We start from the raw sequence: 22,454 nt of genomic DNA, 5'->3' as shown, positions 1-22,454 counted from the left end.
CTCACATTTCAAATAATTATTTTCACAGCTAATCCTACCTTGCCTGACCTGGAATTTAACTGACAGGGGGCTGCTAACCTGGATATATCTTGACAATCCTAATACTAAATCGTCCGCCAACCAAGAAATTATCCCCTACCCACCCACAATCTTTACCAATACTTTACAAAGTAGATGGTGATTTAAGGCTTGCGAATTACCAGCAATTCATGTCATGCTGGTATTGGTAAATAGTTTAACTAAGCCAAAAATATCGATCGGCTTAAGCTGCTGACAGCTTCTACCCCTAAGCTTCATCCGGCGAGAAGCTCGGTTGACTAAATTGTTGCGATTCATTGGCCAATTCATCAAAATAATAGCGCTGAAAGCTCCAGCCCCAGCCTCGGAGGGTTAATCCAAAGTGAACGACTACAACAGACAAAGCCACGAAGAAGAACAGCTACTTTACAAGCACTGGCTGGAGTTGGTACAACGAGAGCAGCCGGCCGAACTCATCAGCCGCTTTCGCACTTTGTTTATCCACGGTACCGGATATCCCGATCGCTCCGTCGCCGACGCACTCGAAAAAATAGCAGCCTCAGAACACGCCGAACAAGAATTCAAGTACATCCTCAACCGCTGCTGCCACATCCTGATCAACCGCTGGCAAACCTACCCCAGCAAGCAAGCAGCCATCCCTGAATTGATCGCTATGTTTGAAGAAGCGCCCAAAATATTATTTGGATACCATCGATCGCGGGGGCGAGCCTCCATCCCCCAATTAGTAAATCAATTTACAGAAAGCGAACAGTACCTCACCCTCCAACGTTTAGCCAAAGTCATAACTCACAACAATGAAGATAGCAGCAACAGCAAAACCCCTGCTACCCTTGCCCTCGGAACCTTAATTCCCCGTTACCCTTACCTCTACAAACACTGCCTCCTCAGCGACGACAGCACCTACGAACAGCAGAAAATCATTAAAAAAATCCAAGCTCAAAAGCAGCAGCAATTTGAGGTCAACCTCTCGCAATACGTGGCTCACCAAGTGAGAAAAGCCCAAACAGCGCGCCGGGAAACCTCAATTGTCTTCAAAAGAAGTATACAGCCTATAAAAAACCCGACCCTGTTGACCGACCCGGAACTATTCTTTGCCCTCAAGCAATTTGTCGGAAAAGTAGAGGGAGCCGATACCTACAGACAGCTAGCGGGCCGTTTCACGGCGAACGCCAGCACAAATCAGTCCTACGGCTCATTTAAAGACGACTTGTACGAATACCTGATTTCTTCTGTCACCGACGATCGCTACGGCAAACGTCTCTTTAACGAAAAATTGTATAAGCAACTACAAAATACCCTGCCCCACAGCGACGATCAGAAGTTTAACGAATTTTTAATGATCAGAACTTGCAGCCAGTTATTGAACTTTTTAGTAGTAGAGAGTCCTGTGCGGCCCAACCACTTTGTCTTCATCGACCTGATCTCAAACCTCGGTCCCACCCAAACCACAGGTTTGCTGCTGAAAATCGTACTAATTTGCGGCAAAGTCAAGCCCTACCTAGAAAAGCGGCTGGCAATTTTGTTCGGTCACTACGAATGCAGTACCCGAGAAGGCGTGGTGTGGTTAGTCAAAGCCCTAGAAAACGTAAACCTAGCTTTGAGTACCAACTTTGGCAAGGTGGATGTATCTTTCCTGCGGTAAGAGGGGGCGGCATAACTTTCTCTGCTTCCACTGCAGGCAAAACATCACACCCATCAACCAGGTTTCTGAATACCCTAAAAGTTTTACCTTTGATTAGAACGACTTAATTAACTCCTGAAACCTATTCAAAAGACATTATTCTATGTTAAAGTACCAAGTGTGAATCAGATTCAGTTGCAGGCTTTGTTCATTGCTACAGAATTGTCTAAAAACTTGCCCTTCTGTATCGGCAGGGGACTCTCCGAAACTGAAATCTTCGCACTGTCTAAATTTTGGAGTTATTCCTCATGTCGATATACGTCGGTAACTTATCCTACCAAGTTACCCAAGAAGACATCACCACCGTCTTCGCCGAATACGGAACTGTTAAGCGGGTACATCTACCTACCGACAGAGAAACCAGTCGCCCCCGCGGCTTCGGTTTTGTAGAAATGTCCACAGATGCAGAAGAAGATGCAGCGATTGCTGCTCTCGACGGAGCAGAGTGGATGGGTCGCGACCTCAAAGTTAACAAAGCCAAGCCCCGCGAAGATGAAGGTGGCCGGGGCGGCGGCAACCGGGGCGGCGGTGGCCCTGGAAAATTTGCTCGCGGAGGGGGCGGCGGCGGAGGACGTTATTAATTTCCTCTGATAAAGATTTGAGATTGAAGAGTTGAAATTGGCGCGAGAGCTCACCTAGCTCCGAACCACTTCCGGCCTTTCCGAAAAACCTATGCTCTTCAAGTTTCCATATCTACCGCATTAAATATACCAAAAAGCCAAGGGCCTAACCCTTGGCTTTTTGGTATGAGGGTTGACGGTATGAGTCTGAAACCGGCTACGCGAATCCGTTGCAGTACCGTCAGGTTCTAATCGTCAGGTTCGATGCTGCTGCTCAATCCGTGATTATTGAGCGTTTCAGCGTAAAACTCAGCGTGTTCCAGAGCGCAAACAATCACCAATCCCATCCCGTTAGTATGGGCTTCCATCATCACATTTACCGCCTGTGGCTGAGTCAGACTCGGTACCGTCGCCATCAAAGTCTGCACCACGTACTCCATAGGATTGAAATCATCATTGTGCAGCAGAACGCGGTAGCGCGGTGCAAGCTTGCGGACTGTGGAAGGCTTTTGAATAATTTCGACAGACACTAATCTATACCTCCTGACTTGTAAAATGTTAAAATTTGTCAACAATCTTGAGCCGGATTCCTCCGCTGTGCAAGACTATCTCACTTTCAGCTATTTTATTGAAATCTGAAAATTCAGACAAGGCAGCCCCTTGGTCGATCGCGAGCTGTGAACCCAACACCAAACCCACAGGGGGCGTCCTGGGCCCTGGGCAACCACCTTCCTAACGCCATAATATTAGAAAGGCGCGATCGGTTAAAAATAACAAACTACTACCTGTTGAGTCTCCAGAACTGACGGAACCTTATATGAAACGCAAACCTAAATCCTACAACGACAGATTCAGCGGCGACCCATCCCGAGGAGATGAAGACTCCGATTACTCCGGCTCCTTTGGCGGACAGTCGCGGCGTCAACCTCAGTCCGGTAAACCCTCTTTCCTCAATTCCGCCACCCTAGGAATTTTAACAGCCGTCTTTATTCTGGGAATTGGCATTGGCATTGCCTTTAGCTCCACAGCTACAATTAGCCCAGAGAACGTAGCATCCCGCGAATTTATCGATCGCAGCGCCCCGAACCCAGAACTTTGCGTGCAGTTTGGAGCAAGCGCGATGGTGACAGATATGCGCCTCTACGTCACCCTCAATCCCTTCAACGTCTACATCTCGCAGCCTAGTATGCGCCCCGGATGCGTCCTGCGAACCAATAACTGGGCAATTCTCGAACAAAGAAAACTCATCAGCCAAGACCAAGTGCGCGATTGCAAAAATCGCATGAACACCTTTGGCTTCACCGGCCCCCTAGAAGCTCAACCCGAAATTAACTGTATCTACCAAAACGACGGCGCTAAAAACCTGTTCCTCAACCAACCGGGTTCGATAGCTCCAACCACTGAAGGTCAAAATTTCTAAATCGCCGATATAGCGGTTTTCAGTTGAGTCAATTACAGATATGGGGTAGGACTTAGGCAAAGCCTAAGTCCTTACTTTATTTTAGAGAATGGAATACTGCTCTAAGGAATGAGAATTAAATAACTTCCACTCTTGAAAGTGGGATGGGCGTCCCGCCCGTCCAAAAAGGACGGGCGGGACGCCCATCCCACAATAACAATTAAAATTGTAAGTTATTTAATTCGCGATCCTAAGTAAATTTTGAACAAAGAGGTTCGAGGGAAGAAAAAAGTCTTCCTTCTTCCCTCGAACCTCTTCCTTCTTCCTTCTTCCTTCTTCCTGACATCCGTTACATCCGTTACAAAATCCGTTGCCGAACTTCCTTCTTCCTTCAAAAACCTAACTGGGGGAAATCTTCCGTTAACTGAACTTGCAAAATTTGACCGGGTTGAATCGTAGCAGGTTGAGGAGCAGCGACGTAAGTTGTAGCAACACCACCGGCTGCTCCCGCCAACAAACCGATACCAGAAAAGCCGCTCAGCAAGAACAAAGCTAAGCCACCAATACCAGTATTTCGCAACAAACTGCGATCGGTCGGCTGTTGTCGGCGGCCTCCCACGGGTTCTGAGCGAGCGAAGAGAGGGATATTGCGGCCGTTGAGACTAATAGCTTCGACCACAAATCGACTGCCGAGGTTCGTTGTTTCAAACCGACCGATGACCGGCGTATTAGCAGGTACGATCGTATTACCACGACTGTCGAGAATTCCCCCTTGCAGCAACAGCACTTCCTCTCGGCTGGGCTTCGCACGGGCAAGGCGCAAAGCCCGATCGCCCGGGTATAGCAAACTGAGCTCCGTGCCCGCCGACAACAAGACATTCGCCCCAGCCGGAGCCTGCAAAGGAGCATTCGATCGTCCCCCAGGAAGCGGTTCACCAAAAGTAAGCGTCCGCTGTTGGGGCGCTGCAGCAGCCGTTATTTGAGGCTCTAGGCGGGGTAGAGCAGCAGCTTGTACCCCACGGCGTTCGTCAAGGCGAACATTGACTAAAGGCACTCTTAGCGGCCGGATTTGGTCATTGGGAGTTGGCGGCTCCGAAGAATTTGTAGCGGGATTCAGGGAAGTACGAGGCTCAGCTCTATCGATCTCTGTGGCAGCAGTTGAGTTGGAATCAGTCGGCGGCTGGTTTTGCGGTACTTGTCTTGCAGGCTGGGGTTGAGTTTGGGGAGTTTCCATATTCGGAGTCGGTTCGATCGAAGGACGCAACACCCAGCGATTTTCTACCCCGCTTCTTTGGAATTGAACTTGCCCTGCCCTGAAACCGACTCCAGGAGCCAAATTGACCAGAATTCTCGCCGTTCCCGGTTGAAGTTGACTCACTCCCACAGAACGCACTCTGCCTTGCGGGTATAACTGAGTTGCATCTACTCCGATCTCAGTATTGGGCAAATCCACAGCAATCTGAGACGGGTTGAGTAGAGAATATGTGGGGGTTGTTCCCTCTGGGAGAGTAATTTCTAGCTGATTTGTCGCCGGATCGAATTGCCAACTTGTGACTGTTGAAGCATTTGCTGGTTGCTGTGCTGCAGGCACTGCTGCAACTGCGGCGGCGACTGCTAGACTCAGACTCAGTGACTCGATCGCAAACAATCCCGCTGGTAGAGAATTAACAGTCAATTTTTGTAAGTCTGCCCAAAATTTTCGTGGTAATTTTTTGTATGGCATGGCTGCTGGGTGAAATTTTCGATCTGAAATGATTATGGATGGGAAAATTTTGCCTTCGGATGACGCTGAAAGTTTAGCATTATTGCGATATGAAAAATTTAACTAAATGGAAATTATTGCGATCGCGCTTCGTTCTTAACAACAAGTGGTGTCAGGTTAGACAAGATGAAATAGAATTGCCAAGCGGACAAATTATAGACGACTTTTTTGTTAATGTCCGGCCCAATATCGCCCTCGTATTTGCCACGACAGAGCAGCAAGAACTTGTATTAGTGCGCCAATACAGGCACGGAGTAGGCGAAATTTTGCTGGAACTGCCTGCCGGCTCTTTCAACCCTGCTGAAGAGAGCGGGAAATCGGCAGCAGCCAGAGAACTGGCCGAAGAAACGGGATATGTTGCTGAAGAAATTTTGGAACTAGCCACCTTATATGATAACCCCGTAAAAGACACCAATTCTATCTACCTATACTTTGCTAAAAATGTCAACCTTGCTAGCAAAATACAATTGGATATTACAGAAGATATTGAAGTAGTTTTAGTCCCAATTACCGAAGTTTTGTTAAAAATAGCAAACCGATAAATTTGTGTAGGAGGAAGCATCGCAGCTATTTTTTAGGATTAGAATTTTTGAATAAACAGCGGTAAGGTGCTGTGTGAATGGCACCCTACACGCTGTTTGTTGTGAGACCTGTCTTAAGGAGAAAGAGTCAGAAAATCCAGAGAAGTAATAGTATTATCAGCCCCAAAAATCTGAGCCAAAACCTCCCCAGTCGCCGCAACTTGTAAGAGTGTGCCATTGGCGATCGAGTTAATTTGCAAAGCCTCAAAACTCAAGCCACCAGCCAGGACAAACTTATCAGTTCCTACGGAAAAATTGAGTACAGTATCCATACCGCTATTAGCGCTTAACACAAAGCGATCGTTCCCAATACCTCCAATCAAAGTATCATCTCCCCCATCGCCAAACAGCCAGTCATCCCCTGCACCCCCATTGAGAATATCGCTATCTTTCCCTCCGTGGAGGGTGTCATTACCATCATCACCATTGAGAGTATCTTGACCTTCATTGCCGTATAACAGGTCATCGCCACTACCACCGTTAATGCAGTCTTGCTGACCCTCTTGGCCCACAGCGCCTCGCCGATTTTCCCCGCGATCGCCAAAAATCGTATCATTACCTTCATTGCCACACAAAATATCGCTGCCATCATCGCCGTAAATTAAATCATCCCCAGCATCTCCCTGTACAACATCATCATCCTTGCCTCCACGAAGGGTATCCTTACCCAAACCCCCACTCAGAGAATCGGAACTCTCACCCCCACCCTGAAAATCATTTCCATCTCCCCCAAATAGCAAATCGCGGCCATCCACATCGGACACTAACTGATTTTGCAAGCCACCGTAAAGCGAATCGTCCCCCTCATCCCCGACAATCGTATCGGAACCGAGTTCACCCCAAATCCTGTCATTATCTTTGCCACCGTAAACTAAGTCATTACCTTTGCCAGCAAAAATGCTATCGTTACCGCTGCCACCGCCGATGATATCGCCGGTGTCGTTACCGAAAATTAAGTCGCCTTCATCCGTGGCAACTGTACTGGCTTGTTGAGTGCCGTAGTCGCCGATTATGGTGTCGGAACCTAGATTGCCGTAGAGAGTATCCGAGTCAGTTTCGCCGAAAATACGATCGCCCGCTTTGCCTCCAAACAGCAAATCCCGTCCGTTGCCACCTCGCAAGGTGTCGTCTTGTTCTTGGCTATTAAGTACGTCGTTGCCATCGCCTCCTGTCAGCAAATCGAAGCCGTCTGGGTCACTGTCTAGGGAGTTGAGTACCCCACCAAACAGAGAGTCGTCTCCCTTGTCGCCCCAAAGGGTATCGGGCCCTTTGTCACCCCAAATCAGGTCGTTGTCGATGCCACCATAGGCGATGTCAGGGCCTTTGCCGGAGTAAATGGTGTCATTGCCTTGAGTGCCGGCAATGGCGTCGCCTGAAGAACCGCCAAAAATCAGGTCGCCGTCGTTGTCGGTTAAGTCGATGTTGTTGCCGTTGTCGCCGACTATGGTGTCGCCACCGCGATCGCCGTACAATGTGTCTCCATTGCGATCACCAAAAATGCGATCGTTGTCTTTGCCGCCAAATACGGCATCGGTTTCTTTGCCGGAGTAAACGATGTCGTTGTCCTTACCTGCTGCGATGAAGTCTCGCTGTTGTTCGCCGAAGATGATATCGCTGCCGCCTTCACCTAACACTGTGTCGTCGCCGCGGAGGGAGAGAAACAGTTGGTTAGTGTCGTTTCCTGTTAAGGAATCGTTTCCGGGAGTCCCGATGCTGGTGTTTTGGATGCCGATGAGTTGGGCGGCGTTTGAGTCGAAGTTAAGTATTTGCGAAGGCTGGGGTTGGATAAATGTTATCGGGGGCAGCAAGGGCAAGGGGTCGCAACCGCAACCGGTATCCGGTTCGGGTACTGGGTTGAATATAGGGGTTGGTTCCGCCGCGGGTGTTGGTGTGGGTGTTGGTTGCGGGGCTGGGGTTGGTGTTGGTGTTGGTGTTGGTGGTGTTGGTGTTGCAGTTGGCGCCGGTGTTGGTGTGGGTGGTGTTGGTTCCGCTGCGGGTGTTGGCGCCGGTGTTGGTGTGGGTGGTGTTGGTTCCGCTGCAGGTGTTGGTGTTGGCGGTGTTGGTGGTGTTGGTGTTGGCGGTGTTGGTGGTGTTGGTTCCGCTACGGGTGTGGGTGTTGGCGGTGTTGGTGGTGTTGGTTCCGCTACGGGTGTGGGTGTTGGCGGTGTTGGTGGTGTTGGTGTTGGCGGTGTTGGTGGTGTTGGTGTTGGCGGTGTTGGTGGTGTTGGTGTTGGCGGTGTTGGTGGTGTTGGTGTTGGTGTTGGCGGTGTTGGTGGTGTGGGTGTTGGCGGTGTTGGTGGTGTTGGTGTTGGTTGGTTCAGGGGAATGGCAGAGACAGTAGCGCTGGCGGGGCTGGTAGCGCCCTGGTTGTCTGTAGCGCTGTAGGTGAAATTTGCTGTTGTAAAGTTGGCTGTCGATTGGAAAAATAATTGGTTAATGTCAGCAGGTGTCAGAATTTCACCGGCGGTGACAATCCGGCCGCCGGTTTCGGGATTGCCTAAAAATATCAGCCCTTCATTTGCTGGTGGGACGGTGTTGATGGTGAAGGATGCGATCGACCCGTCTGGATCTGTGCCGCCTAGTCCTGCGATCGCCACAGCGCTGCTGGGGCCGATCTCGAGGTTGACGTTGTTAGCTACGGGCGGTTGGTTTGGCATCGGCCGCAGGGCCGATACAGTAGCGCTGGCGGGGCTGGTGGCACCCTGGTTGTCTGTAGCGCTGTAGGTGAAATTTGCTGTTGTAAAGTTGGCTGTCGATTGGAAAAATAATTGGTTAATGTCAGCAGGTGTCAGAATTTCACCGGCGGTGACAATCCGGCCGCCGGTTTCGGGATTGCCTAAAAATATCAGCCCTTCATTTGCTGGTGGGACGGTATTGATGGTGAAGGATTCGATCGACCCGTCGGGGTCGCTTCCTCCCAGTCCTGCGATCGCCACAGCGCTGCTGGGGCCGATTTCGAGGTTGACGTTGCTAGCTATCGGTGGTTGGTTGGCGGGAGTCGGAGTCGGAGTCGGTGGGAGTGGGGGAGTCGGAGTCGGTGGGAGTGGGGGAGTCGGAGTCGGGGCAGCGGCGATGCTGGTGGTAACAGTTGCGCCGGGATCGCTGCCGTTGTTGTTGCCGGGATTGGGGTCTGGGGTATTTGAGGTGCTGCTAGCAGTGTTGGCGACGGTGCCTCCGGTGGCGGGCACTGCGAAACTGACGGTTCGGTTGGCGCTGGTTGCGCTGGCTAGGGATGGGATGGCAGTCCAAGTCACAATACCTGTAGTTGCGTTGTAACTTCCGCCCTCCGAGACGCTGACTCCTGTTAAGCCCCGAACAATGCTGTCGGCGATCGCCACATTGGTTGCCGCACTCGGCCCACTGTTAGTCGCCGTAATTGTGTAGGTGACTGTCGAGCCCGCAGCCGCACTAGCGGGCCCGGTTTTGCGCGTCACTACATCGGCGCTATCGGCGATCGTGGTGGTGACTCTTGCCGACGGGCTGCTGCCGTTGTTGTTGCCGGGATTGGGGTCTGGGGTACTTGAGGTGCTGCTAGCAGTGTTGGCGACGGTGCCTCCGGTGGCGGGCACTGCGAAACTGACGGTTCGGTTGGCGCTGGTTGCGCTGGCTAGGGATGGGATGGCAGTCCAAGTCACAATACCTGTAGTTGCGTTGTAACTTCCGCCCTCCGAGACGCTGACTCCTGTTAAGCCCCGAACAATGCTGTCGGCGATCGCCACATTGGTTGCCGCACTCGGCCCACTGTTAGTCGCCGTAATTGTGTAGGTGACTGTCGAGCCCGCAGCCGCACTAGCGGGCCCGGTTTTGCGCGTCACTACATCGGCACTCTGGGTGATAGCAGTGGTGACTCTTGCCGACGGGCTGCTGCCGTTGTTGTTGCCGGGATTGGGGTCTGGGGTACTTGAGGTGCTGCTAGCAGTGTTGGCGACGGTGCCTCCGGTGGCGGGCACTGCGAAACTGACGGTTCGGTTGGCGCTGGTTGCGCTGGCTAGGGATGGGATGGCAGTCCAAGTCACAATACCTGTAGTTGCGTTGTAACTTCCGCCCTCCGAGACGCTGACTCCTGTTAAGCCCGGAACAATGGTGTCGGCGATCGCCACATTGGTTGCCGGACTCGGCCCACTGTTAGTGGCCGTAATTGTGTAAGTGACTGTCGATCCGGCGATCGCAGTAGCGGGCCCGGTTTTGACCGTCACTACATCGGCACTCTGGGTGATAGCAGTGGTAACTCGCGCTTGAGGGCTGCTGCCGTTGTTGTTGGCAGGATTGGGGTCTGGGCTCGTTGAGGTGCTGCTAGCAGTGTTGGCGATCGGGCCGCCGGTGGCGGGAACTGCGAAACTGACGGTTCTGTTGGCGCTGGCGGCGCGGGCTAGGGATTGGATGGCAGTCCAAGTCACAATACCTGTAGTTGCGTTGTAACTTCCGCCCTCCGAGACGCTGACTCCTGTTAAGCCCGGAACAATGGTGTCGGCGATCGCCACATTGGTTGCCACACTCGGCCCACTGTTAGTGGCCGTAATTGTGTAGGTGACTGTCGAGCCCGTAGCTGCAGTAGCTGGCCCGGTTTTGACCGTCACTACATCGGCGCTATCGTTCGTAATAGTGGTGGTGACTCTCGCATCCGGGCTGCTGCCACTGTTGTTGGCGGGTACGGGATCGATCGTGTTGCTGCTGCTGAATACACTGTTTGTAATAGGGCCGAGTGTAGTTGGGGCGGTAACGGTTACGGTGCGGGTGGTGCTGGCCCCAACAGGTAAATTCGGAATACGCCAGGAGACCAGTCTCGTTGTCGGGTTGAAAGTGCCACTGCCGTCGGCACTGCCAAATACTGCCCCTCGGGGCAGTTGGTCTTCAACCAGCACGTTTTCGGCCGGGTTCGGGCCATTATTTACTGTCGTAATTGTGTAAGTAATGCTGCTACCCGGTGCCGCAGCAGCCGGGCCTTTTTTCGTTGTCGCAACATCTGCTGTAGTAGTCGGCACGTTTATAGTTTGGATCGACAAAGTGCGAATGTCGTGAATATTTGTTGCGTCTCCCGTTGAACCAGCAAAACCAAATTTGAATGTTGCCGGGATTTGCCCGTTTATTCCCTCTAAATTGCCAATGTCGATAATAGTCTCGCCCGGATCTGTAAACGAACCATTATTGTTGAGATCAAAGCTAACAGTAAGTTGACGACGGTTGGGCGTTGCAGAAGAAGTGGGAGGTTGCAAAATAACTTGAACTCTTCTTCTGGCTGGTTCGCGAGTCCTAGTAATGCTGTTGATTGGCGGACTTACGGGATTGGGAATATTATCTACTCCCCCCGGCACAAAGTTAGAAGTTAAAAACCGATATTGCGTAGCTTGGCTACCTCGAAGCGTTACCGAATCTGGTCTAGACCCGTCCGCAGTTCCGCCTATACGCCCTTCATTCTGAGTTGAAAAATTTCCGAATTCATCAAATCCAATTCCTAAATAACCTCCGAGTAAACCGGCCTGATTTTCGTTTATATTTTGGGCGTAGCCGAGAGAACCTCCATAGCCTCCAGCTTTTGTTGGCGTCACACTACCGTCAATTAAAAAGAAACTTATGCCGTCCCCTGTCAAATTATTGGATAAATTCGGACGTGCAGTGCCGTTGTAGGCAAATATATCGAAGACAATTTTAAGGCCACTGCTGGCTGGTACCGCACTGTTATAGATGGCAAAAGTAGATTGGTCAAAACTTCTTGAAGTTAATCTCAAAGCCCCGCTGCCGGGCGGGTCGATGTTCAAACCCGGAAAACTCTCCGTTCCGGTTCCTGCTGTTAAAGCTGGAAGGTCTGCCGTGCCGCTGACCCCAGATATCCAAGGCCCTATTAGACTTGCATCTTGAAAAGTTTCGTCAACTAAAGTAATGAGGACAGCGCTGTAAGTTTCCTGCGTTTTTGTTTCAAATGCTATTGCGGTTTTTACTCGTCCTGCTGTAACATTTAATTTCCAGTTTCCTCCTAACTTTGCACTACCAATTAAATTGTTGGAAGCGGCTATATTTGCACCTGTTAGTTCTCTCAGCTTCCGCACGAAAGCAATCCCTGATTTTCCAGCCCCCACCCTACACGCTAACAATAAAATATCGGCTTTTTCCGTGAAAGAATTTCCCCACTGCTGCAAATGCCGATCGTACTTTGGTAAGTTTTCATCCTTCAGTACAGTTGACCCCAGTTGCACGGAAGCTTCATTGCCGTGAGCCACTATCTGAAGGCTGGCAATTAAGCTGCGTTTAGCTAGAATCTCGGTAATTTGTTCTACTCCGTCCAGAGTTTGATCGAGGACAATTATCTCTGTCCCCGGTTTGACTCCGCTGGCAAGATGCTGATAATTCTCTACCCTCGGATCGATGCAAACTAAATGTTTTTTATTTTGAGTATTGACGGCCAGACTCGCTTTTGTTAAACAGGAAATATCCCTCGCCCGATCGCCGACTAACGGCGTCCCAATCAAAGAAGCTTTTATGCAATCGGTGTCGCGGCGATCGCAACTTGATTTGTGAATAGGCGATGAGTAGTTGCACCATAAATTTTTCATGAGTTAGATAGCTCCTTGATTTGTTAATTGTCAATCTTCAGTGAGTGATGTTAGTGTTAATTGCTAATAGGAAATTTCTCATTGCTAATTTCTCGACTTCGCATAGTTAACAAGTTCTATTTACTGCGATTTTTTTTTGATCGACATCTTCCCAAAGTAGCACTTCCCTGTATTTAGCTGGGAAATCAGGCGTTTTTTAGCCAAGTCAAACGTGGCGCTAAATTATTTTACGATGAAAAACAACGGACACTATGTACCAAAATACACCGTGTAATGCGAGATTTGTTCGGAGCATCTCAATGAAAGCAGCCAAGCTAGAAATTGGAGTTTTGAGGCAGGAGGCTCTCTTGCTGCGAGGCAGGATGGAAGAGGAAGAAGGCAGGAGCCAGAAGAAGTGTTTTTACAAATATGAGATGCTCCCGATTGGGTGCCGGAAAGCAGTTGACAATTGTTGGCTTTTGTAGAAAAAAAGGCTTCATTTCTCAGACTTTTATTAAGACTTGAGTCCTCATCACAAACCAATTTTATGGGTGTCACCCCGCAGAATATCATATCATCTATCTTCCCTCAAAAAAAGATTAGAAATTTTGTAGTCCTCAACTTAGTTTTCGGGCTTTTCTCACGAATGAATGACTCACTAACCACCAATTTCATGGTCATCAGCAAGTCGAATCACCCAATAATATCAATTCCGCTTGCCCCGGAATGATTGTTGACGGTTGACGGTTGACGGTTGACTGTGAATCAAAACAATGAAAATTGCGCTAATATTTGTTGGCAGCTTGATTCAACTTTATCACGACGATAAGCGCGAATTTGATATCATTCCGGTGTTAGCGGAATGGATATAATTCACCAGCTCGCTCACTATTTTTTGAAAACATTAAAAAACTCGGTTTATTTAACAAACCGAGTTGCTAAAATTTTACGAAAAATGCAGGGGATTGAATGCGCTTTTCTCTGAACAAGAAAGAGTCAGAAAATCCACAGCACTAAGAGTATTATCAGCCCCAAAAATCTGAGCCAAAACCTCCCCAGTCGCCGCAACTTGTAAGAGTGTGCCATTAGCCATCGAGTTAAGTTGCAAAGCCTCAAAACTCAAGCCACCAGCCAGGACAAACTTATCAGTTCCTACGGAAAAATTGAGCACAGTATCCATACCGCTATTAGCGCTTAACACAAAGCGATCGTTCCCAATACCTCCAATCAAAGTATCATCTCCCCCATCGCCAAACAGCCAGTCATCCCCAACACCCCCATTGAGAATATCGCTATCTTTCCCTCCGTGGAGGGTGTCATTACCATCATCACCGTTGAGAGTATCTTGACCTTCATTGCCGTATAACAGGTCATCGCCACTACCACCGTTAATGCAGTCTTGCTGACCCTCTTGGCCCACAGCGCCTCGCCGATTTTCCCCGCGATCGCCAAAAATCGTATCATTACCTTCATCGCCACACAAAATATCGCTGGCTGAGTCGCCGTACATCAAGTCGTTGCCAGCATCTCCCTGTACTACATCATCATCCTTGCCTCCACGAAGGGTATCGTTACCAAAACCCCCATCGAGAGAGTCGGAACTCTCACCCCCACCCTGAAAGTCATTTCCATCTCCCCCAAATAACAAGTCGCGTCCATCAACATCGGACACTAACTCGTTTTGCAAGCCACCGTAAAGCGAATCGTCCCCCTCATCCCCGACAATCGTATCGGAACCGAGTTCACCCCAAATCCTGTCATTATCTTTGCCACCGTAAACTAAGTCATTACCTTTGCCGCCAAAAATGCTATCGTTACCGCTGCCACCGCCGATGAGATCGCCGGTGTCGTTACCGAAAATTAAGTCGCCTTCCTCCGTGGCAATTGTGCTGGCTTGTTGAGTGCCGTAGTCGCCGATTATGGTGTCGGAACCTAGATTGCCGTAAAGAGTATCCGAGTCAGTTTCGCCAAAAATACGATCGCCCGCTTTGCCTCCAAACAGCAAATCCCGTCCGTTGCCACCCAGCAAGGTATCGTCTTGTTCTTCGCCGTGAAGTAAGTCGTTGCCATCGCCTCCTGTCAGCAAATCGAAGCCGTCGGGGTCGCTATCGAGGGAGTTGAGCACGCCACCAAACACAGAGTCGTCTCCGTTGTCGCCCCAAAGGGTGTCGGGGCCTTTGTCACCCCAGATCAGGTCGTCTTCTTTGCCACCAAAGGCGATGTCGCCAGCCTTGCCGGAGTAAACGGTGTCGGAACCTTGGTTGCTAGCAATGGCATCGCCTGAAGAACCGCCGAAAATCAGGTCGCCGTCGTTACCAGTCAAGTCGATGTTGTTGCCGTTGTCGCCGATTATGGTGTCGGCACCGCGATCGCCGTACAATGTGTCTCCATTGCGATCGCCAAAAATGCGATCGTTGTCTTTGCCGCCAAATACGGCATCGGTTTCTTTGCCGGCGTAAACGATGTCGTTGTCGAGGCCGGCAGCTATGTAATCTCGCTGTTGTTCGCCGAAGATGATATCGCTGCCGCCTTCACCTAACACTGTGTCGTCGCCGCGGAGGGAGAGAAACAGTTGGTTAGTGTCGTTTCCTGTTAAGGAATCGTTTCCGGGAGTCCCGATGCTGGTGTTTTGGATGCCGATGAGTTGGGCGGCGTTTGAGTCGAAGTTAAGTATTTGCGAAGGCTGGGGTTGGATAAATGTTATCGGGGGCAGCAAGGGCAAGGGGTCGCAACCGCAACCGGTATCCGGTTCGGGTACTGGGTTGAATATAGGGGTTGGTTCCGCCGCGGGTGTTGGTGTGGGTGTTGGTTGCGGGGCTGGGGTTGGTGTTGGTGTTGGTGTTGGTGGTGTTGGTGTTGCAGTTGGAGTTGCAGTTGGTTCCGGTTCCGGCGTGGGTATGGGCGTCGGCGCGGGTATGGGCGTCGGGGCTGGTTCCGCTGCGGGTGTGGGTGTTGGTGCCGGTGTGGGTGTTGGTGTTGGAGTGGGTGCCGATGTTGGAGTTGGTTCCGCTGCGGGTGTTGGTGTTGGAGTGGGTGCCGATGTTGGTTCCGGCGCGGGTGTTGGTGTTGGAGTTGGTGCCGGAGTTGGTTCCGGTGCGAGTGTTGGAGTTGGTGCCGGTGTGGGTGTTGGTTCCGGCGCGGAAGTTGGAGTTGGCGTGGGTGTTGGTGGTGTGGGTGTTGGTTCCGGCGCAGGTGTTGGTTCCGGCGCGGGCGCGGGTGTTGGTATCGGCGCGGGTGTTGGTGGAGTTGGTATCGGCGCGGGTGTCGCCGTCGGTATCGGTTCCTTAAGGGGAAGGAGAGAGACCGTGGCGACTGCCGCACTGGTAGCGCCGAGGTTATCTGTAGCGCTGTAAGTGAAATTTGCCCCTATGAAATTGTCAGACGCCTGAAAGAACAACTGCGTAATTTGCTCCGGCGTCAGAGTTTGACCTGCCGTGACCCGCACCCCCTGGCTGGGATCGCCCAAGAACAGCGTACCTTCAGTGGCTGGCGGCAAAGTGTTGATAGTAAAGGAAACCACCGTGCCGTCGGCGTCAGTTCCTCCCAGTCCGGGAATCTTCGCAGTTCTTCCCAGCAACACAGCCAGAAGAGAGTTGTTAGCCACGGGTGGCTCGTCATTAGGAGGTAATAGTGCTAGGAGAGAAGCCGTAGCCGGGGCTCCACTAATCGCGCCGCGGCTGTCTGTCGCGCTGTAGGTAAAATTGGTTTCTGTGAAATTGCCAGAGGCTTGGAAGAATAACTGGCTGATTTGACTTGTGCTAAGTCTTTGGCCTGCCGTCACCCGGATTCCCTGGCTGGGGTCGCCCAAGAACAGGACGCCTTGATTTGCAGCAGGCAGGGTGTTGATAGTGAAGAATTCGATCGAGTCGTCGGGGTCTTTTGCCGTGAGCCCTGCGAGGTTGACGGTGTTGTGTGGCGCCAGTGTCTTGCTGAAGTTTGTGGGTACCGGCAGGTAGTTGAACGCCGGGGACACCAGAGAAACTGTGGCGGCAGGACTGCTGCCACCGAGATTGTCCTTGCTGCTGTAGGTAAAGTTAGCTCCTGTGAAATTGCCGACAGACTGGAAGAATAACTGCGTCATTTGCTCGGCCCTCAGGGTTTGACCTGCCGTGACGGCGACTCCCCCGGTTGCGGGGTCGCCCAAGAACAGGATGCCTTGATTTGCCGGCGGCAGGGTGCTGATAGTGAATGCAACCACCGTGCCGTCTGAGTCTCTGCCTCCGAGCCCGCCGAGTCGGACAACGCTGTTGGGCGCGATCGCCACATTGCTGCTGTCGGCTGAGGGAAGCTTGTTGGGTGAAGGCGGAGCGAGTAAAATGGCCGTGGTGACAGTGGCTCTGGACTCGGAACCGTTGTTATTGCTGGGGTCGGGGTCAAAAGTAGTCGATCGACTCCCGGAAGTATTGCTAATGGTGCCGGTCGCTGGAGCGACTACTGTTACCTCGCGGTTGACTTTGCTCCCCCTAGTCAAACTGCGAATTGTTGGGAAGGTGACAACCCCTGTCAGGGGGTCGTAAGTGCCGCCGTCCGATGCGGTGACTCCCGTTAAACCGGGAATGATGCTGTCTGTAATCACTACATTTTCAGCAGCATTCGGCCCATTGTTGGCGGTAGTTATAGTATAAGTCACGGAACTACCAGCAGGAGCAGATGTGAGACCGCTCTTGGACGTAACCAGGTCGGCGCGGGCTGCACCGATCGAAGTCACAACTCGCCCCCCAGGCTGACCGGGCACTGCGACTGTCGAGCCGTCGTTATTCGTCAAGTCCGGGTCACTCGTGGACGATCGACTCAATACAATATTCGTGATACTCGTCAGGCTAGCCGGCGGTACAAACATCAGGGTGCGGGTGACGCTGCTGCCGCTGGCTAAAGTCTCGATCGCTGGGAACTCGATCGCCCCTGTGGCAGCATTGTAGGTTCCGCCATCGGACACGCTGACATTAGTTAAGCCGGGAATCAGGCTGTCGGTGATGACTACGTTGGCTGCGGGACTCGGCCCGAAGTTGGTAGTAGTGATTGTATAAAGTAGCGTGTCACCCACCTTGATGGTGGCCGGAGCCGTTTTTTGCGTGACAACATCCGCCACAGCACCGATCGAAGTAATGACTCGCCCCCCCGCCTGACCGGGCACTGCCACTGTCGAGCCGTCGTTGTTGGTTAAGTCCGGGTCACTCGTGGACGATCGACTCAATACAATATTCGTGATACTCGTCAGAGTCGGCGGCGGTACAAACATCAGGGTGCGGGTGACGCTGCTGCCGCTGGGTAAAGTCTCGATCGCTGGGAACTCGATCGCCCCTGTGGCAGCATTGTAGGTGCCGCCATCGGACACGCTGACATTAGTTAAGCCGGGAATCAGGCTGTCGGTGATGACTACGTTGGCTGCGGGACTGGGCCCGAAGTTGGTAGTAGTGATTGTATAAAGTAGCGTGTCGCCCACCTTGATGGTGGCCGGAGCCGTTTTTTGCGTGACAACATCCGCCACAGCACCGATCGAAGTAACGACTCGCCCCCCAGGCTGACCGGGCACTGCGACTGTCGAGCCGTCGTTATTCGTCAAGTCCGGGTCACTCGTGGACGATCGACTCAATACAATATTCGTGATACTCGTCAGGCTAGCCGGCGGTACAAACATCAGGGTGCGGGTGACGCTGCTGCCGCTGGCTAAAGTCTCGATCGCTGGGAACTCGATCGCCCCTGTGGCAGCATTGTAGGTTCCGCCATCGGACACGCTGACATTAGTTAAGCCGGGAATCAGGCTGTCGGTGATGACTACGTTGGCTGCGGGACTGGGCCCGAAGTTGGTAGTAGTGATTGTATAAAGTAGCGTGTCACCCACCTTGATGGTGGCCGGAGCCGTTTTTTGGGTGACAACATCGGCCACAGCCTCGATCGAGGTAACAACTCGCCCCCCAGGCTGACCGGGCACTGCGACTGTCGAGCCGTCGTTATTCGTCAAGTCCGGGTCACTCGTGGACGATCGACTCAATACAATATTCGTGATACTCGTCAGGCTAGCCGGCGGTACAAACATCAGGGTGCGGGTGACGCTGCTGCCGCTGGCTAAAGTCTCGATCGCTGGGAACTCGATCGCCCCTGTGGCAGCATTGTAGGTTCCGCCATCGGACACGCTGACATTAGTTAAGCCGGGAATCAGGCTGTCGGTGATGACTACGTTGGTCGCGGGACTCGGCCCGTTGTTGGTAGTAGTGATTGTATAAAGTAGCGTGTCACCCACCTTGATGGTGGCCGGAGCCGTTTTTTGCGTGACAACATCGGCCACACCATCGATCGAGGTAGTGACGGTGGCGTTGGGGTTTGTACCGTTGTTGTTGGCCGGAGTGGAGTCGGGAGTGATGGAGGTACTTCTTGCCGTGTTGCTGATGGAAGTTAGAGTCGGCGGTACTGTGAAGCCGATCGTCCGCGTGAGTGTCTCCCCATTGGCGATTGCCACGGGCCCGAAGGTGACAATGCCAGTCACCGGATCGTAAACCCCACCATTAGATGCCGTCACCCCCGTTAACCCCGGAACTATGCTGTCAGTGATGGTTACAGCTTCTGCAGGACTTGGGCCTAAGTTGACGGTGGCGATCGTATAGCTGACCGAACTACCAGCCGGAGCATCCGTAGATCCGGTTTTCGTGGTAACAAGATCGGCGTTGGGCGCAATACTTGTCGTAACCGTAGAGTTAGTGGGAGTGCCGTCTTTGTTGGTTGCCGAGCCGTTGTTGTTAGTAGCGATCGGATCGAAAGTCGCCGAGCTGCTCCGGGCCGTGTTGCTGATGTCGGTACGGGTGGCTGGGGCGATGAAACTGACGGTGTGGGTCGCAGTAGCCGCATTGGCCAGCACCGTCAGTGCTGGGAAGGTGACAATGCCCGAAACTGGGTCGTAACTCCCCCCGTCCGATAGGCTGACTCCTGTTAAACCCGGAATAATGCTGTCGGTGATGGTCACATCGGCAGCGGGGTCTGGCCCCATGTTAGTCGTAGTCAATGTGTAGGCGACGCTTGACCCGGCCAAAGTAGTCACAGGGCCACTTTTGGTAGTAACTAAATCCGCCACTGTACCGACAACTGTGGTATAGACTACACCCGGCCCCTCGATTTGACCGGGCGCGAGTACACCGCTGTTGTTGCTGAGGTCGGGGTCGAAAGTCGAGCTAGTGCTGAATGCAACGTTGGCAAAACTGCTACCGCTGGTTAAACCCGACGGCAGATTAATTGTCAGAGTGTAAGTCAGAGTCTCACCCGCATTGAGAACCGGAATTAACGGCCAAGTCACAGCCTTCGTGTGGTTCACGTAAGTGCCGTTGTTGGAGGCAGTGAGAACCGGCGACAATCCCCTCGGACCCAGCAGTTCAAAAGGTATTTCGTCTTGAATCAGGACATTTCTAGCGGGCGCTGGCCCCCTGTTTACAGTAGTAATCGTGTAGGTAATGCTGCTTCCGGGCTTGACGAACTGCGGGCCAGTCTTGATAGTGGCAACCTCAGCGGCGATACTGGGAGGATTGATAGTTTCAACTACCACGTTTTGAAGTTCGTGAATGTTGTTGGCGCCTCCTGTGGAACTGCCAAAACCAAATTTGAAAATTGGCGGTACTGGGCCGTTTGCGGTTGCCAAGTTGCGGATGTCGATCAATGTAGTTTCGTAGATGTCGTCGAAGTTTTTATCGAAGGCAACGGTGAGGCGAGAGGGATTCACCGGATCGTTAGATGGATTCAGCGTAATTTGAACGGATCTTTTGGCTAAATTGCGATCGCTCGTGAACGTATTGCTGAAGTTAAAACTGGTGCCGGGAGGGCCGATAAAGTTAATACTCGTAGGAATGTTATCGATGCCGAAGGGAACGATCGCATTTGTTAAAAACTGATAACCGTCTGCTTGATTTCCTCTAACAGTTACTGAATCAGGTCTGAAAGAACCAATAGAAGAGCCGGGAATCGGAGTTGGATCAGGGCCAGAGCGCCCTTCTGTGGATGTTGAAAAATTGCCAAACTCGTCAAGCCCAATGCCTAAATAACCTCCTTCAATACCGGGTATACCCGTTCGTGGAGCGTAAGCCAGAGAACCGCCATAACCCCCAGTCCTGGTTGGGCTGGCAGTGCCGTCAATCAAGAAGAAACCCAGCCCGTCCCCTGGCTGAGGGCTAATAAATGGGCCCTGAGCGTTATATTGCTGGCTTGAACCGTAAGAATAAAAATCAAACTGGACTCTGAGACCGTCGGTTGAAGGAATGGGGTTGTTGTAGATGACAAAGGCTTCCCTATCACCTGCTGCTGGAGTTAATCGCAGAGCGCCATCGCCGGGACTTGAACCGCCCAAAGCCGGAAGTACGCCGGATACTGTGCCTCCGGTAATGCCGGGGATACGTTGATTGGCTGCTGGAACCCCGCTGCTCGGATTGAACAGTGCCCCGCCATTTCCCCCGTAAATCCACGGCCCCCTAACTGTGGAGTTTTTGAAAGTTTCGTTAACCAACGTGCCGAGGGCGTAAGGGTAGGCTTCGAGCACTTCTTTTTCAATGGCGATACTCGCCTTTATTTCCCCGATCACAAATTTTAATTCCCAGTCGCCGCCGAGTGCCGCACTCCCCGTCAAGTTGTCGGAAGCTGCAATATCTGCACCCACCATCAAGTTAAGCCGCCGCACGAAGGCCTCGCCGCTTTCCCCCGCTGCGACGCTGCACCCGAATAACAAGATATTTCCTCTCTCGCTGAGGGCTTTTCCCCACTGCTGCAACAAATGGCTGTAGGTTTCTAAGTTGTCGTTGCAGAGTTCGATCGATCCTAGCTGCACGCCCCCTTCTCGACCGTGAGAAACTATCTGAAGGCTATCTAAATCGCTGCAAACCGCCAAAATTCTAGTAATTTGCTCGACTCCATCCCGCGTCGAGTCCAGTACAAATACTTCTGTATCGCCTGTTGCTCCTCTTGCCAAGCTGTCGCAGTTATCTACTCTGGCATCGAGGAACAGTACATTTTTTATAGTCCGAGAAGGCAACCACGGGAAGTTGGCCCCTACAGTCGATCGCAAAAATTCTCTGTGGGGATGCCCAATTATCGTGCCGCCACGAAGTTTCTGGGACAGGAAACACTCCTCTGGTTTTACTTGTTTTATTTGTTTTTTCTGATGATAAGTTGCTGTTGTTTGGGATTTTGCGCCCCCAATCCTTGCGGGGGAGTCACATATTTTTGGAGTGATAAAAATTGGTTTGTTGCAGATGCTTTGCATGGTCAAATTGGCTCACGGATTGTAGATGATGTACCCACTTCAAGATGATAATTATCACCTATTGACAAGGTTTAATTGCAGAGTAAGAGAAGCTGCCACTTGACTTGGAGCAATGGCAAAAAGCTAATTTTACTCAGCACAAAGCAGTGCTATATTGATATTTGATAGCATTGCAAATATCGCCGGCAGAAGCGCTGAGAATTGGGGGTTTAAATCCCAAGAACCTCTCTATCGGGTGATATTTGGCCTTCGGCTTTTTTCTTTTCTGTTAGCGAGTGTATCTGTTACACGAATATCTCTTACATGGCGCAGTAGATAATAACAGGAGTTCTCACAAATTTACTTGATGAGGTTTTCTGCAGATCGTCTAATGCACTTTAATTTCCCGATAAAATTCACTATCTCTGGACGCATAAACCGGGTTTGATGAACCAAAAGACTGGGTTGCAGCCGTCGCTCACGGTAAAAAACTCGGTTACTTTGGTTTGGGTGTGCAAGCCCTATTCACAATAGCAACTAGACATTAATTAGGGAGTGATAGCCGTCACATAATTATGCTGACCGTGCCCGAAGTGTCATTCAACTGATATCTTTTACCATTCTCAATAATCCTTCTATGGGCGGACTCTCCTGCCCAGCCCATAAGAAAATGCACTTGTTGTGGAACAGG

At 51.5% G+C, this 22,454-nt stretch carries 8 protein-coding genes and 1 pseudogene; 4 read left to right on the top strand and 5 right to left on the bottom strand.

Going from position 1 to position 22,454, the window contains the following annotated elements:
- Nucleotides 1-207: 207 nt before the first annotated feature.
- A complete protein-coding gene (locus QT992_RS09480) occupies nucleotides 208-336 on the bottom strand; it encodes a hypothetical protein (RefSeq protein ID WP_333322452.1) in 129 nt (42 codons plus the stop codon).
- Between the two features lie 64 nt (nucleotides 337-400).
- Here QT992_RS09480 and QT992_RS09475 point away from each other — a divergent pair, with 64 nt between their 5' ends.
- Nucleotides 401-1,681 carry a hypothetical protein gene (locus QT992_RS09475; RefSeq protein ID WP_333376887.1) on the top strand — a complete coding sequence of 427 codons (1,281 nt, stop codon included), beginning with the start codon at nucleotides 401-403 and terminating at the stop codon, nucleotides 1,679-1,681.
- A gap of 287 nt (nucleotides 1,682-1,968) precedes the next feature.
- The gene (locus QT992_RS09470; RefSeq protein WP_190743136.1) at nucleotides 1,969-2,301 is read left to right on the top strand and encodes an RNA-binding protein; all 333 of its coding nucleotides are present in this window, start codon (nucleotides 1,969-1,971) and stop codon (nucleotides 2,299-2,301) included.
- A 227-nt stretch (nucleotides 2,302-2,528) separates the two neighbouring features.
- Here QT992_RS09470 and clpS read toward each other — a convergent pair whose 3' ends face one another.
- Complete coding sequence (clpS, locus tag QT992_RS09465) at nucleotides 2,529-2,810, bottom strand: ATP-dependent Clp protease adapter ClpS (RefSeq protein ID WP_015178019.1); 282 nt, start codon at nucleotides 2,808-2,810, stop codon at nucleotides 2,529-2,531.
- 287 nt (nucleotides 2,811-3,097) lie between these two features.
- On the opposite strand from clpS, the gene QT992_RS09460 reads away from it, so the two are divergent.
- Nucleotides 3,098-3,700 (top strand): DUF3172 domain-containing protein, encoded by a 603-nt coding sequence (locus QT992_RS09460; RefSeq protein ID WP_333312292.1) that lies wholly within the window; start codon nucleotides 3,098-3,100, stop codon nucleotides 3,698-3,700.
- 370 nt (nucleotides 3,701-4,070) lie between these two features.
- Here the strand turns inward: QT992_RS09460 and QT992_RS09455 are convergent, their stop codons facing one another.
- Nucleotides 4,071-5,402, bottom strand: a complete 1,332-nt coding sequence (locus tag QT992_RS09455) for an AMIN domain-containing protein (protein WP_333343066.1) — start codon at nucleotides 5,400-5,402, stop codon at nucleotides 4,071-4,073.
- An 89-nt stretch (nucleotides 5,403-5,491) separates the two neighbouring features.
- On the opposite strand from QT992_RS09455, the pseudogene QT992_RS09450 reads away from it, so the two are divergent.
- A pseudogene (locus QT992_RS09450) lies at nucleotides 5,492-6,048 on the top strand (NUDIX hydrolase).
- A gap of 48 nt (nucleotides 6,049-6,096) precedes the next feature.
- Here the strand turns inward: QT992_RS09450 and QT992_RS09445 are convergent.
- Entirely contained in the window at nucleotides 6,097-12,570 is a 6,474-nt protein-coding gene (locus QT992_RS09445) for a DUF4347 domain-containing protein (protein WP_333376885.1), read from the bottom strand.
- A gap of 925 nt (nucleotides 12,571-13,495) precedes the next feature.
- Nucleotides 13,496-21,784, bottom strand: a complete 8,289-nt coding sequence (locus tag QT992_RS09440; protein ID WP_333376883.1) for a DUF4347 domain-containing protein — start codon at nucleotides 21,782-21,784, stop codon at nucleotides 13,496-13,498.
- Nucleotides 21,785-22,454: the final 670 nt, after the last annotated feature.

The sequence above is a fragment of the Microcoleus sp. T3_D1 genome (genome assembly GCF_036700405.1).
Lineage (GTDB): Bacteria > Cyanobacteriota > Cyanobacteriia > Cyanobacteriales > Microcoleaceae > Microcoleus.
This window is presented reverse-complemented; position numbering and strand designations above follow the sequence as displayed.

Excerpts from the sequence above, each read along its gene's own strand:
- QT992_RS09445 (WP_333376885.1), bottom strand. The coding sequence starts at position 12,570 with ATGAAAAATTTATGGTGCAACTACTCATCGCCTATTCACAAATCAAGT.
- QT992_RS09455 (WP_333343066.1), bottom strand. The coding sequence starts at position 5,402 with ATGCCATACAAAAAATTACCACGAAAATTTTGGGCAGACTTACAAAAA.
- QT992_RS09440 (WP_333376883.1), bottom strand. The coding sequence starts at position 21,784 with ATGCAAAGCATCTGCAACAAACCAATTTTTATCACTCCAAAAATATGT.
- QT992_RS09480 (WP_333322452.1), bottom strand. The coding sequence starts at position 336 with ATGAATCGCAACAATTTAGTCAACCGAGCTTCTCGCCGGATGAAGCTT.
- QT992_RS09470 (WP_190743136.1), top strand. The coding sequence starts at position 1,969 with ATGTCGATATACGTCGGTAACTTATCCTACCAAGTTACCCAAGAAGAC.
- QT992_RS09460 (WP_333312292.1), top strand. The coding sequence starts at position 3,098 with ATGAAACGCAAACCTAAATCCTACAACGACAGATTCAGCGGCGACCCA.